19 protein-coding genes are annotated in these 14,944 nt (G+C 64.0%); 9 read left to right on the top strand and 10 right to left on the bottom strand.

What is annotated here, in order from left to right:
• The first annotated feature begins 97 nt into the window (after positions 1-97).
• The 3 genes from FJ959_RS14495 to FJ959_RS31785 all read left to right on the top strand — a co-directional run bounded on the left by FJ959_RS14495 (position 98) and on the right by FJ959_RS31785 (position 2,409).
• Positions 98-412 (top strand): co-chaperone GroES, encoded by a 315-nt coding sequence (locus tag FJ959_RS14495; RefSeq protein WP_140516246.1) that lies wholly within the window; start codon positions 98-100, stop codon positions 410-412.
• A 60-nt stretch (positions 413-472) separates the two neighbouring features.
• On the top strand, positions 473-2,101 hold the full coding sequence (gene groL, locus FJ959_RS14500; protein ID WP_140630511.1) for a chaperonin GroEL: 1,629 nt from the start codon (positions 473-475) through the stop codon (positions 2,099-2,101).
• Between the two features lie 149 nt (positions 2,102-2,250).
• Positions 2,251-2,409, top strand: coding sequence for a hypothetical protein (locus tag FJ959_RS31785; RefSeq protein WP_181165260.1), 159 nt, complete (start codon positions 2,251-2,253; stop codon positions 2,407-2,409).
• A 17-nt stretch (positions 2,410-2,426) separates the two neighbouring features.
• Here the strand turns inward: FJ959_RS31785 and FJ959_RS14505 are convergent, their stop codons facing one another.
• Entirely contained in the window at positions 2,427-2,831 is a 405-nt protein-coding gene (locus FJ959_RS14505) for an NUDIX domain-containing protein (protein WP_140630514.1), read from the bottom strand.
• A 77-nt stretch (positions 2,832-2,908) separates the two neighbouring features.
• Here FJ959_RS14505 and FJ959_RS14510 point away from each other — a divergent pair, with 77 nt between their 5' ends.
• Positions 2,909-3,406 carry a GAF domain-containing protein gene (locus FJ959_RS14510; RefSeq protein ID WP_140582607.1) on the top strand — a complete coding sequence of 166 codons (498 nt, stop codon included), beginning with the start codon at positions 2,909-2,911 and terminating at the stop codon, positions 3,404-3,406.
• A 27-nt stretch (positions 3,407-3,433) separates the two neighbouring features.
• Here FJ959_RS14510 and FJ959_RS14515 read toward each other — a convergent pair whose 3' ends face one another.
• From FJ959_RS14515 to FJ959_RS14525, 3 genes are all read right to left on the bottom strand, one after another.
• Entirely contained in the window at positions 3,434-4,483 is a 1,050-nt protein-coding gene (locus FJ959_RS14515) for a dienelactone hydrolase (RefSeq protein ID WP_140630516.1), read from the bottom strand.
• A gap of 121 nt (positions 4,484-4,604) precedes the next feature.
• Entirely contained in the window at positions 4,605-5,648 is a 1,044-nt protein-coding gene (locus FJ959_RS14520; protein ID WP_140630518.1) for an AraC family transcriptional regulator, read from the bottom strand.
• 83 nt (positions 5,649-5,731) lie between these two features.
• Positions 5,732-6,796, bottom strand: a complete 1,065-nt coding sequence (locus FJ959_RS14525) for a YeiH family protein (protein ID WP_140556332.1) — start codon at positions 6,794-6,796, stop codon at positions 5,732-5,734.
• A 418-nt stretch (positions 6,797-7,214) separates the two neighbouring features.
• On the opposite strand from FJ959_RS14525, the gene FJ959_RS14530 reads away from it, so the two are divergent.
• From FJ959_RS14530 to FJ959_RS14550, 5 genes are all read left to right on the top strand, one after another.
• Positions 7,215-7,682: a GNAT family N-acetyltransferase gene (locus tag FJ959_RS14530; protein WP_140499176.1), complete on the top strand. Its 468-nt coding sequence runs from the start codon at positions 7,215-7,217 to the stop codon at positions 7,680-7,682.
• A 14-nt stretch (positions 7,683-7,696) separates the two neighbouring features.
• Complete coding sequence (locus tag FJ959_RS14535) at positions 7,697-8,080, top strand: ACT domain-containing protein (RefSeq protein WP_140516236.1); 384 nt, start codon at positions 7,697-7,699, stop codon at positions 8,078-8,080.
• Between the two features lie 153 nt (positions 8,081-8,233).
• Entirely contained in the window at positions 8,234-9,667 is a 1,434-nt protein-coding gene (locus tag FJ959_RS14540) for an aldehyde dehydrogenase family protein (RefSeq protein WP_140559858.1), read from the top strand.
• A gap of 297 nt (positions 9,668-9,964) precedes the next feature.
• Positions 9,965-10,375 (top strand): MbcA/ParS/Xre antitoxin family protein, encoded by a 411-nt coding sequence (locus FJ959_RS14545; RefSeq protein ID WP_140559857.1) that lies wholly within the window; start codon positions 9,965-9,967, stop codon positions 10,373-10,375.
• The gene (locus tag FJ959_RS14550; protein ID WP_140516231.1) at positions 10,369-11,067 is read left to right on the top strand and encodes an RES family NAD+ phosphorylase; all 699 of its coding nucleotides are present in this window, start codon (positions 10,369-10,371) and stop codon (positions 11,065-11,067) included. The genes FJ959_RS14545 and FJ959_RS14550 overlap by 7 nt, the downstream gene beginning before the upstream one ends.
• Positions 11,068-11,082: 15 nt before the next feature.
• Here FJ959_RS14550 and FJ959_RS14555 read toward each other — a convergent pair whose 3' ends face one another.
• From FJ959_RS14555 to FJ959_RS14575, 6 genes are all read right to left on the bottom strand, one after another.
• Positions 11,083-11,826: an amino acid ABC transporter ATP-binding protein gene (locus FJ959_RS14555; protein ID WP_140499166.1), complete on the bottom strand. Its 744-nt coding sequence runs from the start codon at positions 11,824-11,826 to the stop codon at positions 11,083-11,085.
• Positions 11,827-11,851: 25 nt separating this feature from the next.
• Complete coding sequence (locus FJ959_RS14560; RefSeq protein WP_140630521.1) at positions 11,852-12,526, bottom strand: amino acid ABC transporter permease; 675 nt, start codon at positions 12,524-12,526, stop codon at positions 11,852-11,854.
• Complete coding sequence (locus FJ959_RS14565) at positions 12,523-13,194, bottom strand: amino acid ABC transporter permease (protein WP_140630523.1); 672 nt, start codon at positions 13,192-13,194, stop codon at positions 12,523-12,525. Before FJ959_RS14565 ends, FJ959_RS14560 begins: the two co-directional genes overlap by 4 nt.
• A gap of 121 nt (positions 13,195-13,315) precedes the next feature.
• On the bottom strand, positions 13,316-14,104 hold the full coding sequence (locus FJ959_RS14570) for an ABC transporter substrate-binding protein (RefSeq protein WP_140516312.1): 789 nt from the start codon (positions 14,102-14,104) through the stop codon (positions 13,316-13,318).
• A 110-nt stretch (positions 14,105-14,214) separates the two neighbouring features.
• The gene (locus FJ959_RS32505; protein WP_263486469.1) at positions 14,215-14,340 is read right to left on the bottom strand and encodes a hypothetical protein; all 126 of its coding nucleotides are present in this window, start codon (positions 14,338-14,340) and stop codon (positions 14,215-14,217) included.
• A complete protein-coding gene (locus FJ959_RS14575) occupies positions 14,337-14,843 on the bottom strand; it encodes an Lrp/AsnC family transcriptional regulator (RefSeq protein ID WP_140499160.1) in 507 nt (168 codons plus the stop codon). Before FJ959_RS14575 ends, FJ959_RS32505 begins: the two co-directional genes overlap by 4 nt.
• Between the last annotated feature and the right edge of the window lie 101 nt (positions 14,844-14,944).

The following is a 14,944-nucleotide window of genomic DNA, read 5'->3' on the forward strand; positions in this document are numbered from 1 at the left end:
ATCCGCTCGGAATAAATTTTGGCACTCCTATCTATCGAGTGCCAAAGAGCCTATAGAAGGGGGCGGCCGCCTATGCCGGCCCCAGAAAGAAGTTCTCATGAAATTTCGGCCACTCCACGACCGCGTCGTCATCCGGCGCGCCGAAGGCGATATCAAATCCAAGGGCGGCATCATCATTCCCGACAATGCCAAGGAAAAGCCGCAGGAAGGCGAAGTGATCGCGGTTGGTCCCGGCGCCCGCGACGAAAACGGCGCACTTGTTCCGCTCGACGTCAAGGCCGGCGACTTGATCCTGTTCGGCAAATGGTCGGGCACGGAGGTCAAGATCGACGGCGAGGATCTTCTGATCATGAAGGAAGCCGACATCATGGGCGTTATCGAAAAGAGCGTCGAAGCCAAGAAGGCCGCCTGACTGAAGCGCCGCGCCTCTGCGCGGTGACGGCTCCACTCCAAATGCGAACTGGATAAAATCATGTCTGCCAAGGAAATCAAATTCTCCACCGATGCGCGCGACCGTATGCTGCGCGGCGTCGAGATCCTCACCAATGCGGTCAAGGTCACGCTCGGCCCCAAGGGCCGCAACGTCATCATCGACAAGGCCTATGGGGCGCCGCGCATCACCAAGGACGGCGTCACCGTCGCCAAGGAAATCGAGCTTGCCGACAAGTTCGAGAACATGGGCGCGCAGATGGTGCGCGAAGTGGCCTCGAAGACCAACGACCTCGCCGGCGACGGCACCACCACTGCCACGGTGCTGGCCGCCTCGATCCTGCGCGAAGGCGCCAAGCTGGTTGCCGCCGGCATGAACCCGATGGACCTCAAGCGCGGCATCGACCAGGCCGTCGCGGCCGTCGTCGTGGAAATCAAGGCGAAGGCCAAGAAGGTCAAATCGTCGGCCGAGATCGCGCAGGTCGGCACAATCGCCGCCAATGGCGATGCCAGCGTCGGCGAGATGATCGCCAAGGCGATGGACAAGGTCGGAAATGACGGCGTCATCACCGTCGAGGAAGCCAAGACCGCGAACACCGAACTCGACGTCGTCGAAGGCATGCAGTTCGACCGCGGCTATCTCTCGCCCTATTTCGTCACCAATGCTGACAAGATGCGCGCGGAGCTGGAAGAGCCCTATATTCTCATCCACGAGAAGAAGCTCGGCAATCTGCAGGCAATGCTGCCGATCCTCGAAGCGGTGGTGCAGAGCGGCAGGCCGCTGCTGATCATCTCCGAGGACGTCGAAGGCGAGGCTCTGGCGACGCTGGTCGTCAACAAGCTGCGCGGCGGCCTCAAGGTCGCGGCCGTCAAGGCGCCGGGCTTCGGCGACCGCCGCAAGGCGATGCTGGAAGACATCGCGGTGCTCACATCCGGCCAGATGATCTCCGAGGATCTCGGTATTAAGCTGGAGAACGTCACCATCGAGATGCTCGGCCGCGCCAAGCGCGTGCTGATCGAAAAGGACACCACCACGATCATCGACGGCGCCGGCACCAAGGCGACCATTCAGGCGCGTGTCGCCCAGATCAAGGGCCAGATCGAGGAAACCACTTCCGACTATGACAAGGTGAAGCTGCAGGAGCGGCTGGCCAAGCTCTCCGGCGGCGTTGCCGTCATCCGCGTCGGCGGCGCCACCGAGTCGGAAGTCAAGGAAAAGAAGGACCGCATCGACGACGCGCTGAACGCCACGCGCGCGGCGGTCGAGGAAGGCATCGTGCCGGGCGGCGGCGTGGCCCTGCTGCGTGCCAGGACGGCGCTTGCCGGCCTGAACGGCGCCAATGCCGATGTCACCGCCGGCATCTCGATCGTGCTCAGGGCACTCGAAGCGCCGCTCCGCCAGATCGCCGAGAATTCGGGCGTTGAAGGCTCCGTTGTCGTCGGCAAGCTCTCCGACAGCAAGGATCACAACCAGGGTTTCGATGCCCAGAACGAGGCGTATGTCGACATGATCAAGGCGGGCATCGTCGATCCGGCGAAAGTGGTGCGCACCGCGTTGCAGGATGCCGGCTCGATCGCCGCGCTTTTGATCACCGCCGAAGCGATGATCTCGGACATTCCGGCCAAGGATGCCGCGCCTGCGGGCGGCGGTGGCGGCATGGGCGGCTACTAGGATTCGGCCGGCTCGCGAAGGTGGTTTCATAAAAGCCGTCTTTCAGACCTGATCCGTATCTCGCCGAACCGGCCTTTGCCGCAGGCGAGACGACTATCGCCGGGGGATTCTCCCCCGGCGCGCAGGCCTCTGGCCCAGGAGATCGATCCATGATCGTGTTCGTGCAGAAGCCACAGACGGTCGTCACGACCGAAACGACAGAGGAAAGCCGCTTCGACCGCATCCGCAGGATTGCCGCCGACAAGCACAAGAAATCCGAGCCCGATCCGGCAATGCCACAAAAGGGCGAACCCAAGCGTCCGATGTAATAGCGGCGCCGCCGCCGCTACATTCCGCTCAACCTCAGCACCACATCGCGCGTCAGCGGCGCAAGTTCGACGGAACTGGTCGAGCCGGGCTCCAGCCAGATGATCTCCTCGATCTCGGGGGCGGCTATCGGCTGGCTGTCGATGGAGAGCCCGAACAATTCCACCTCGACCGTGCTGTCCGGCTCGTTGGCCGAGAACAGGCCGAGCCGGGAGGTGGTGGCGAGGTCGACCGCCAATCCGAGTTCCTCGCGCAATTCACGCACCAGAGCATCGAGCGGGGACTCGCGCGGCTCGATCTTGCCGCCGGGCTGCATGAAGGCGCTGGTGCCGCGCTTGCGCACCAGAAGCAGCCGGCCCGACGCATCCGCGATGACGCCGGGAGCGACCCTTATCTTGCGGCTTTCGTGGCGGGTAGGATTCACGGTAGACTGTTCCGGTGGCCGTTCGGTGCAGGGCGCCTGCGGAAACGGAACCGCGATTCTCAGTTCGGAGACAAGCCATGTTCGCAGCCAAGGCCATCGACACTTCGGACAAGGCCGCGTTCTACCGCGATCTTGCCGCGCAACTGGAGGCGCTGCTCGAGGGCGAGGGCGACTCGATCGCCAATGCCGCCAACACCGCGGCGCTGATCTTCCAGATGGTGCCCGATCTCAACTGGGCGGGCTTCTATTTCCTGGCCTCGGACGAGGAATTGGTGCTGGGTCCGTTCCAGGGCAAGCCGGCCTGCGTGCGCATTGCCGTAGGCAAGGGCGTATGCGGCACGGCGGTCGAACTCGGCACCTCGATGCTGATCAAGGACGTGCACGATTTCCCCGGCCACATCGCCTGCGACGCCGATTCGCGTTCGGAACTGGTCGTGCTTCTCGAAGACGATGAAGGCGTCTTCGGCGTGCTCGATCTCGACAGCCCGCTGCCCGGCCGCTTCGACAAGGCAGACCAGGCCGGCATCGAAACACTGGCCGCGATCTATGTGGCGGCGAGTTCGTTCGAGGACTGAGCTCGAGCCCTAATGGAGGCGGCCGTCCTACGGAGCGGTCTTCAGCATGCGGCTGAACGCCGTGACCGCCATCTCGACAAGCTGCGCGTGAATTTCGCCGCGCGATCGCCCGCCGCCGTCGTCGCACACGGGGTCGCCGATCTGTTCTGATGCGATGATGGCGGCCGCGCCGGGTTTGCACTCCGCGAACATGCTGAAGTGATCGGCATCTTCGATTGTCGCATAGCTTGCCCTTGTAATCTCTTTTGCGATGCCGGAGGCGTCGGCGGTCGCAGGGATTTTTCCCGGCCGGCCTAGATTGACGATCTCGACCGGAATTTTGATGCCGCCGAAGCTTTTGAGATCAAAGACATCGGATGGCGCGGGGTCGATCGCCATGGCGAAGCGGATGCGCTCGTCCCTGTTGTCGCGGCCGGCGAGGCGCAAATCCATGGCGTGAAGATCGACGCCGCTTTGCTGGACCCACTGGCAAAGCGACGCATTGAGCAGGTCCGTGTCGCAATAGGCGGCCAGCAGCTTCGGGTCGACGCGGGCGCCGGCTATCGCCAGCGCCGTGTTGCCGCCCATGGAAAGACCGAGAACGCCAGTCCTGCCTTGCTCAAGATGACCCCTGAAGAATGCCTCTTTTCTGATCGCGTCCAGCGTTGCCGTGAGATCGGCGGGGCGCAGCCACAGTTTCATCGTCTCGGCGGCCGATCTCTTTGGTCCCGTATTTCCCTGATGGGTGGGGGCGGCGACTATGAATCCCCGCCCGGCCAGAGGCGTTGCGATCCAGCTCAGGGCCTGCGGATTTCCCGCCAGGCCGGCGCCGTGCGAAAGCAGGATGAGCGGGAATTTCCCGCCTGAAACCGGCGCATTGCGCATGGCGGAAGTGCCGACGAAAAGCTCGGTGTCGCCAAGGTTGACCGTCTCGCCGCCTGGCTGCGCAGGATACCAAACGGTGACGTCAAGATCGATGCCACGCTCTTTGGATGGGGCAACAATCTGGCGAACGCCGACATCGTCGGCGGCGTCGGCCCCCTGCTGCATCTGCATTGTCGAGACAAGGACGGTGCAAAGCATGATCCAGAATTTCATTGAGATCTCCGTTGACGAACGCATGCGCCATCGCAGATCGGATCGAAGCCTGCGACCTCGATCGCGATCGAGGACGTGCTTTATCGTGATCGAGTAGAACTGGCGCGGGAGTCGTTAGCGTTCAACCGCCTACCGCGTTTGCAAGCGAGGGTGCCTGGCGTTCCCGCCAGGCGAGGGGCGTCATGTCCGTCACGCGGCGGAACTCGCGGTTGAAGTTCGACTTGGTCTGGAAACCCACCGCGAGCATGATCTCGGTCACGGAGCGATCGGTGCCGGTCAGCAGCCGGCAGGCTTCGTCGATGCGGTGTTCGTTGACATATTGCGAGACGTTCCTGGCCTTAGCCCGGTTGATCGCCGCCGAGATCTGTCGTGCCGGAATTCCGGCGCGCCGTGCAAGGCGGTTGAGGTTGAGGTTGGCATCCCGGTAGAGCTTCTTTCCCCGCAGCACGCCGTCCACTCTGGCTAGCGTGTCGGCGTCTTCGCCGGCATCAGGTGAGGGCGAGGTATCCACCGGTTCTGCGGCATTGGGCGGAACACGGCTCTGGCCGGCCGCCGCCGCCGCGACACCGACGATGACGAGGATGAAAAGATTGGCGACGCCGATCACGGCCGCGGCGCGGGCGCCATGCCCGGATGCCACATCGAAGGATATCACCATGTCGACCAGACCCGACAGGCACAGCGTGGCCGCTGCGGCGATAATGGCCCGGTAGGCCGGAACCGCGCCATCGAACGGAGCAAGCCGAAGCCCATCCGCGCCGGATCGAAGCAGCCAGAGGATGGCGGCGGCATAGCTGAGTTCGATGGTTATGAGTGCTGCGTCCACGGCGTCGCGCCAGACGATCACCAGCACCAAAGCGACGGCGGCTGGCACCATATGGAGCACCAGCCGGGCCGGCCATTGGCTGTCGCTGGTGCGGACGAGCCTCGCAACACCGGCATAGAGCAGCGCTGGCATGATCGCGGCCGACACGGGAGCGATGTAGCCGACGCCGCCGATGCCGTAGCCCCAGCGCAGGCCGGTGAGTAGCGACTGCAATGCCGCGACCAGGATCAAGCCAAGAAACGGCAGGTTGGGTGCTGCCTCATCCTCGCGCCTGGCGACCACTCCAAGCAGAATGAAAAGCAACAGCGCGACGACAAAGGGCAGAGGAACGAACAGCATGGATCGGTCAGGCTCGGGTGCGAACACGCGGACCGTAGCCGATATGGTTCGATTCCCAAACCTGCCAGTCGAATAGGGCCAGTTCAGGCCAACTTCACCAGCATCAGGCTGAAGCCGCCGATGAACAGGAAGGCCGAGAAGGCGAGCGCCAGCGGGCGCAGGCCGCGCGAGCGCAGCTGCGAGATATCGGCCTGCAGGCCCATGGCGGCCAGCCCCATGGTCAGCATGATGGTGGTGGCGAGCGCCATCGCCGATTTCACGTCGGCGGGTATCGCGACAAGGCTGTTCAGAGCCACGACGGCGACGAAGGCGGCGACGAACCATGGCATGGGCGGGCGCGCCGCCTGCTGGTCGCTGCTGCTCTTGCGGCGCGCCATCAGGCCCAGCGCGATGACCATCGGCGCCAGCATGGCGACGCGGGTGAGCTTGGCGACGGTGGCGATCTCGCCCGACTGGGTGCCGTTCTGGAAGCCGGCGCCGATGACCTGCGCCACCTCATGGATCGAGGCGCCCGCCCACAGGCCGAAAGCATGCTGGTCGAGGCCGAGCAGCGGCGCCAGCAGCGGGAAGCCGAGCATGGCGACGGTGCCGAACAAGGTGATCGAGGCGACGGCGTAGGTGACGTCCTCGTCGCGCGCGTCGGTGACGATGTTGGTGGCCACGATTGCCGAGGCACCGCAGATCGAGGTGCCGGCGGCGATCAGCTGCGCCAGTTTCGCGTCGACGCCGATCAGCCGGCCGAGCGTGATGGTGAAGACGAAGGTGGCGCCAAGGGTGGCTGCCACGATGCCGACACCGCCGGCGCCGATCGACACCACCTGGCCGAGCGTCAGCTGGAAACCGAGCAGCACTATGGCGAAGCGCAGCAGCCGGCGCTGCGAAAACGCGATGCCGGCCTTGGCGTGCCCCGGCGTGCCGAGCACGTTGGAGTAGATCATGCCGGCGACGACGGCTATTATCATCGGGCTGAACAGGGCAAAGCCGGAGACGTTGCGGGCCGAGAAGGCCACCGCAGTGATCATCGCGACCAATATCATACCGGGCACGGGTCCGGCCTTGGTCGAGTCGAGCGCCTTGCGGCGCTGCGCGGGTTCGGCGGAAATCAGGCTTTTTGGAATATCGTTCGCAATGTGGGATAAGGAAGACAACGTCATGCTCCAGGCGACTTCGCCCGGGGAATGCCATTCCCCGACTAATCTTTCCAATGAATTATTTTCGTTAGAATGATCGATTTTCCAGGACGGTTTTCCGGCTTACGTGACCAAAATGCGGTCGTTGGCCAAGGGCCGATACGGCATGCCTCTAATCAGGGTTGGTGAGGCAGCGCGGTAAAGAGGCTGGGGCACCGCCAGAAGGTGGCTTGGCGTCGGCTTGACGGGCCACTCATGCTGCGCCAGCTTGGCGCCATGTTCGTTCTTCCCCGCGCCAATGTCATGCGACGCCGAACCTGTACACTGCGAGGCGGCATGATTGCGCGACGACGAGGAGTGGCCCGTTAATTCCGGTTCGTTCTTCCCAGCCCCGCCCGCGCAACCGTCGGCGGGCTGTTCATGTCTGGAGCCCTCGATGAGCATCAATCCTTCCATCCAGTTCCGGCAGGCCGGGCCGGCGGACGCCGCAGCCATCCGGGACATCGTGCGCTTGGCCTATGCCAAATGGGTGCCGCTGATCGGCCGCGAACCGCTGCCCATGCGCGCCGACTACGACATAGCGGTTGCAGAGCATGAGTTCGACCTTGCGACCGACCAGGGCGAAATCGTCGGCGCGATCGAAACCATGCCAGCCGACGATCATGTCTGGATCGAGAATGTCTGCGTGGCACCGCATGCGCAGGGAAGGGGGATCGGCCGGCTGTTGCTGGAGCGGGCTGAACGCAAGGCGGCCGAAGCGGGCCGCAACGAACTTCGCCTGCTGACCAATGGCGCCTTCGCGGCCAATGTGTCGCTTTACAAGAGGCACGGCTATAGGATCGACCGGGAGGAGCCGTTCATGAACGGTACGACTGTCTATATGAGCAAGAGGCTCGCTGGATAGATCGGAGTTCGACAATGGCTGCCAAAATCAGGCTGAAGCAACTGCCCGGGCTGTACGCGATTTCGCGGCTCGAGCCTGGAGCGAGCGTTCCCGGTTGGGCGGACGGGCCAGGCTTCGTCAGCATCACCAGAACCGAGGATGAACTTTCGATCGTCTGTCTGCAGGATCGCGTTCCAGATGGCGTCAAGCGGGATGACGAGTGGGTCGCCTTCAAGCTCCAAGGACCTTTCGCTTTCGATGAAACCGGCATCGTGTTGTCGGTCATCAGGCCACTGTCGGAAAACGAGCTGGGCATTTTCGTGGTGTCGACTTTCGACGGCGATCACCTGCTGGTGAAAGCCGCCGATCGGGTCGCGGCGACACGGCTTCTGGGCGAAGCCGGGCATACTCTGCTTTAACTCGTTCTATTCCAGCTATCGCCCGCCCGGCTGGTTCAACCGCTCGCGGCTCGCTCACCAGTTCGGGGTTGCGTTTGACACCGCCATTCGCGCATCGTTATTTCTAACCAGATATCACACCGGACGGCTGTGCGGCGCCCCTCAGGAGAAATCATGTCACACAATCTGCAGTTCTACATCGATGGCGCGTGGGTCGATCCTGTCGTGCCCAACACGATCGATGTCATCGATCCGTCGAACGAAGATAGCTTCGCGCAGATTTCGCTTGGTTCCAAGGCCGACGTCGACAAGGCGGTGGTCGCCGCGAAGCGGGCCTTCGGCACATTCGGCTTCACCTCGGTCGAGGAACGGCTCGACATCCTCAACCGCGTCATCGAGGTCTACAAGAAGCGCAGCCAGGACCTTGCGCTCGCCGTGTCACGCGAGATGGGCGCGCCGCGCCGGATGGCGCTCGACAGCCAGGTCGGCATCGGGCTCGCGCATCTGGCCAAGATGGCGGAAGTGCTGAAGAGCTTCCAGTTCCGGCAGGTCAAGGGCTCCTCGCTGATCGTCAAGGAGCCGATCGGCGTCGTCGGCCTGATCACGCCATGGAACTGGCCGCTGAACCAGATCACCTGCAAGGTGGGTCCGGCGCTTGCCGCCGGTTGCACCATGGTGCTGAAGCCATCCGAGATCGCGCCGCTCGACGCCATCATCTTCGCCGAGATCTTCGACGAGGCCGGCGTGCCGAAGGGCGTGTTCAACCTCGTCAATGGCGACGGCCCCGGCGTCGGCCAGGCGCTGTCCAGCCATCCCGATATCGACATGATGTCGTTCACCGGCTCCACCCGGGCCGGCATATTGGTGGCCAAGGCCGCCGCCGACACCGTCAAGCGCGTGCACCAGGAACTTGGCGGCAAGTCGGCCAACATCCTGTTCCCGGATGTCGACCTCGCCACCGCCGTGACCAAGGGCGTCGCCGGCTGCTTCAGCAACAGCGGCCAGTCCTGCAACGCGCCAACCCGTATGTTCGTGCCACGCGACCGTCATGACGAGGCGACTTCCTACGCCAAGGCGGCGGCGGAAAAGTTCGTGGTCGGCCCGGCCGACGCTCCCGGCACCAAGCTCGGCCCTGTCGTCAGCCAGGCCCAGTTCGACAAGATCCAGGACATGATCCAGAGCGGCATCGACGAGGGCGCCACGCTGGTCACGGGCGGCCCCGGCCGTCCGGCCGAACTCAACCGTGGCTACTATGTCAGGCCGACCGTGTTCGCCGATGTCACCCACGACATGCGCATCGCGCGCGAGGAGATTTTCGGGCCGGTGCTGGCCATCATGCCCTACGACACGGTCGAGCAGGCGGTCGAGCAGGCCAACGACACCGTCTACGGCCTTGCCTCCTATATCCAGGCCAAGGATATCCAGAAGGCGCGCGACGTCGCGGCGCGCATGCGCTCCGGCAACGTCTACATCAACTATCCCCAATGGGACGCCGGCCTGCCCTTCGGCGGCTACAAGCAATCCGGCAACGGCCGCGAATACGCCGAATACGGGCTGGAGGATTTTCTGGAGATCAAGGGTATCGCGGGGTATGAGGCGGCGGAGTAGGCGGACAAGAGCCGCCCTCACAGAACGTGGGTTCCTCGGCCCCGCAAAGCGGGGGAGAGGTGGCGGCGAAGCGGTCGGAGAGGGGGCTGCGGCGCTGGAAGGTTTTCACGGCATATCCACGCCGCGCCATTCCCCCGCTCCGTCTCGGCTTCGCCGAGCCACCTCTCCCCCACCTTTGTGGGGGCGAGGAACCCTGGTCTGTTATGCCGCGCCACCTTTTTAGGTGGCCGCTCTGGTCCTGTTTCCTTGCCAATTGGCAAATACATGCTATATGTCTGCCAATAGCGGGAGCAGAAAATGCAGCTTCAGTCCATCGTCACCACGCCGGCCGCGGTCGGCAGCGCCATCTCGGATGAAGAGGCGGGCGCCCTGGCGCGCACCACGGTCAATCTGTTCAAGGCGTGGGGCCTCACCGACCTCGAGGCCTGCATCCTGCTCGGCGGCATGTCGGCGCGCACCTGGGCGCGCTGGAAGGAAGGCGGCATCGGCCGGATCGACCGTGACCTGCGCACCCGCATGGCGCATCTGATGGGCATCCACAAGGGTTTGCGCTATCTCTTCACCGAGCCGGCGCGCGGCTATGCCTGGATCCGCAAGCCCAATGCCACGTTCGGCGGCCAATCGGCGCTCGACCTGATGCTGCGCGGCGAAATCTCCGACCTTGCCGCGATGCGCGAATGGCTCGACGCGGAGCGTGGTGGATGGTGAGTGGGCTCGCGGTCCGGCGCCGCGTCCACTGGCCCCAGACCTTCCGCATCATCCGCTCCATCCATCCGCCTATCGACCTCTTCGAGGACATTGCCGACCCGCGCGATTGGGAAGCGCTGGCCGCCGTCGAGGAGAAGACCAATCCGCGCATCCGGCTGGAGCTCGGCGATCTCGGCAAGGTGCCGGCCGAAAGGCGGGTGTCCGGACCCGGCGCAAGTTTCGTGATGGCGCCCTTCGTGCATTGCTCGACCTTGCGGCCCGGGCGGTTTTCCGATGGCAGCTACGGCATCTACTATGCCGGCGACAGCGAGGAGGTGGCGCTGGCCGAAACCATCCACCACCACCAGAATTTTATGCGCGCCACCAAGGAGGAGCCGGGCTGGACCGCGGATTTCCGCGTGCTGATCGGCAGCGTCGATCGCGACCTCGATGACGTCAACGCGGTGCCCGGCGCGCTCGACCCGGACGACTACACCGCCTCGCAGGCCGAAGGCCGCGCCTTGCGTGCGGCCGGCAGCGACGGGCTGGTGTGGAACAGCGTGCGCATGCCAAGCGGGCAGTGCATCGGCATCTTCTGGCCGGATGCAATCACCGTTCCCGTCCAGGGGAGGCACTACAGCTACCACTGGGACGGCCGCCGCGTGGATTTCGTGCGCCAGCACGATACGGGCAAGGTGCTGGCGGTCACTTGAAGGCGGCGGCGCCGGTCAGTGCCGCAGGATCTTGCTCAGGAATGCGCGGCTGCGATCGGTCCTGGGGTGCGAGAAGAACTCGTCGGGCGTGCCGCTTTCGACGATGGCGCCGGCATCCATGAACACCACGCGCTGGGCGACCTTGCGGGCAAAGCCCATCTCATGCGTCACCACCATCATGGTCATGCCTTCCTCGGCAACCGCGACCATGACGTCGAGCACTTCCGAAATCATCTCGGGGTCGAGGGCGGAGGTCGGCTCGTCGAACAGCATGATCTTTGGGCGCATGCCGAGGCAGCGGGCGATCGCCACACGCTGTTGCTGGCCGCCTGAAAGCTGCGCAGGATAGGCGTTGACCTTGTCGGCAAGCCCGACCTTGGCCAGCAGTTCGCGGCCGGCCTGCTCGGCCTCGGCGCGCGGGATCTTGCGGACATGGATCGGCGCCAGCGTGACGTTTTCGAGCGCGGTCTTGTGCGGGTAGAGGTTGAAGGACTGGAAGACGAAGCCGATCTCGGTGCGCAGCTTCGTCATGTTGGTGGCGGGGTCGCCGAGCCGCTGGCCGTCGACGACAAGGTCGCCGTCCTTGATCGTCTCCAGCCCGTTGATGCAGCGGATAAGCGTGCTCTTGCCCGACCCGCTCGGGCCGCAGACGACGACCACTTCGCGCGGCTCGACGCTGAGCGTGATGTCCCTCAGCACGTTGAGCGGGCCGAACCATTTGTTGACGCCGCGAAAATCGATCATGCCCGTTTTGGTCATGTGGTCAGAACCTTTGGGTTCGATGTCATATCTGCACCTCGCCATGGGCGGCACCCATGCGCCGCTCGAGCCGGCGGGCGAGCATGATCAGCGGATAGCAGACGATGAAATAGCCGACGCCGACGAGGAAGAACACCAGCAGGCCGTTCGGCACGCGCTGCACCACCAGCCAGCCGACGCGGGTGAGGTCGGTCAGGCCAATCGCCGAGACGACCGAAGAGTCCTTGATCAGCAGCACATATTGCCCGACCAGCGGCGGCAGCACGATGCGCATCGCCTGCGGCAGCACCACCTGGCGCATGCGCTGCCAGCGCGACAGGCCGGACGCCAGTGCCGCCTCGACCTGGCCCGTCGGAACCGAACGGATGCCGGCGGCGACGATCTCGCAGATGAAGCAGGCGGCGAGGTTGGTCAGCGCGATGATGCCGGCGGTGAAGGCGTCGAGCTCGATGCCCAGCTCCGGCAAGATGAAGAAGATCAGGAATATCTGCACCAGAAACGGCGTGCCCCGGATGAGGTCTACCCAGGCACCGATCACGCCGGAGATCAACCGGTTGCCGCCGGTCCGCAAGATGCCCAGGCCGAAGCCGAGCAGGGTGCCCAGCACCAGGCTGATCAGCGACAGCACCACGGTCATGCCGAGGCCGCGCAGCGCCAGCGGATAGCTGCCCGCAAGGCTTTGCAACTGTTGCCAGATCATATGCGCGCTCCCGCCGAGCCGAGCCAGCGGCCGGAGAGAACCGCCAGCCCTTTGAGGCCGTAATAGAGCAGGAGGTAGAAGGCGGCGATGGTGAGAAATCCTTCCGCCGGCATGAAACGGTCGGAGGCGAGCAACTGACCGGCGCGCGTCAGCTCGGCAACCGAGATCAGCGACAGGAGCGCCGAATCCTTGACCAGCACGATCGCTTGTCCCAGCAGCGGCGGGATCGTCACCTTGAACGCCTGCGGCAAGACCACCAGGCGCATGCGCTGGACATAGGTCATGCCCGAAGCAACACTGGCCTCAACCTGGCCGCGCGGGATCGACAGGATGCCGGCGCGAATGATTTCAGCGACATAGGCGCCGCTGTTCAGTGACAACGCGAGGATGCCGACGATGAGTTCGGGCAGCACGAAACCGAGGCGCGGCAGGCCGAAATAGAGAAAATAGAGCTGCGCCAGCAAGGGCGTGGCGCGTACGGCGTCGATATAGGCCTTGGCCGGCACCCGAAACAGCCAGCCGCGCTGCAGGTTCATCGCGCACAACAGGATGCCGACCGCGAGCGCGCCGAAAAAGGACAGCGCCGACAGCCACACGGTCGTGACCAGGCCCTGCCCGAACAGGGGCAGGTATTCGACGATGGTGCGGAAGCTGAAATTCTCGAGCATGGCCGTGAATGGTGGGTAGGGAATAGTGAGTAGTGAGTAGTGAGTAGGCAGGCGGATCCGGAATTCCCTATCCACTACTCACTAATTCGCTACTCACTAATCCCTAATCCCTAATCCCTAATCAGTGATCTTTCTTCCAGTCTTCCGAATTGACCCAGTAGTCGAGGTTCTTCTGCAGGCGGCCGTCGATGGTGACCTGGTTGAGGAACAGGTTCATCCAGATCAGGAGATCCGGCTCGTCATAGCGGGTGGCGAAGGCAAGCGGCTCCTTCGAGAGGAGGTCCGGCATGATTGTGAAGGTCCCGGCCGGATAAGCCGTCGACTGGCCCTTGACCGCCGAGACGTCGTTGACGCCGCAATCGGCCTGGCCGTTGTTGACGGCGTCGAGCAGCAGCGGACCGCCGCCCTTGTAGCTCTTGATGTCGGCATCGGGGAAGGCTGCCTTGGCTTCCTTCTCGCCGGTGGCGCCGAGCAGCACGGCGATCTTGGTGCCCTTGGCCTTGCAGTCGTCGGCGGTCTTGAACTTGCCGTCGGCCTTGGTGAAGACGGTGCTGCCCGTATACATGTAAGGCGTGGTGAAGGCGACCTTCATGCCGCGTGCCAGCGTCGGCGTCATGTCGGCGACCAGAAGGTCGGCCTTGCCCGAAAGCAGCGCCGGGATCAGGCCGTCCCAGTCGAAGTCGAGGAAGGTGATCTTGACGCCCATTTCCTTGGCCATCAGTTCGGCCAGTTCCACCGAGCTGCCGGTGCGTTCGCCATTGGCGCCGACCAGCGAGAAGGGCGGTCCCTGTGTCTGCACGGCGACACGCAGTTCGCCGCGCTTGGTGATGTCGTCGAGCGATCCGGCGCTGGCGGCGGCGGTGAGGCCGGCCAGTGCGAGGCCGGCGATGAAAAGCTTGGCAATGTTCATTGGTTTCATTGGGCATTCCTCCTTTTGTCGTCTTGTTGTCCACCCTACAGGGTGCTTTTTGAGCGGCGGCGCCGTTGCCGGCGGCGGCCACCGTTCGAAAATCCGTCTCCTTAGTGCCGGGCCGCCGTTTCGGCGACCGCGATGCCGCGGCTGGCCAACGCGTCGAAGAAAGGCGCGTCCGGCACATGCAGCAGCGGGTTGAGCAGGCCGAGGCCCCCGAGAACCGCTATCCTCATGCCGGCTCCTTGCGAATGCTGTCGTCGGACCAGCAGCCTTCCGGCAAGCTGACCCATTTGTTGCAGGACGCCATGACGACGAAGGTCTCGCTGCGCACGACCTCGCCCGGCTCGCCGGCGCCCGGGATCAACTCGCTGGTGACGCGGTAGAGATCGGCGACGTCGCCGGCCACCGTCACGTCGACGATGATGTCGAAGCGCCCGGTGACGACCGAGGCCGAGTTGACGAAGGGCAGTTCGGAAATGCGCTGCGCCAGCTCGCGGGCGCGGCCGCGCCCTTGCGCGTTGATGCCGACGATGGCCGAGATCAGTTCGGGCCGCTCCGTCAGGTTCAAGAGCCCCACGATCTTGAGCAGGTTGCGGTCGAGCAGGTTGCGCAGCCGCGTGCGCACCGTCGGCACCGAGATCGCCAGAATCTCGGCGAGGCGGTTGATGCCCGGCTGTGCGTCCTGCGACAGCTGTTTGACCAGCCGCCGATCGGTCAGATCGAGATGTTCCCGCAAGTCCCCCGTCTTTCATAAAACGAAAAAAGCTAGGCGATTTTTTTGCCTATGTGCAAACAAGCTATTTCATGGATTCCTTAAAGGCAAGGCATGATTCCACG

This window comes from Mesorhizobium sp. B2-2-4, assembly GCF_006442375.1.
Lineage (GTDB): Bacteria > Pseudomonadota > Alphaproteobacteria > Rhizobiales > Rhizobiaceae > Mesorhizobium.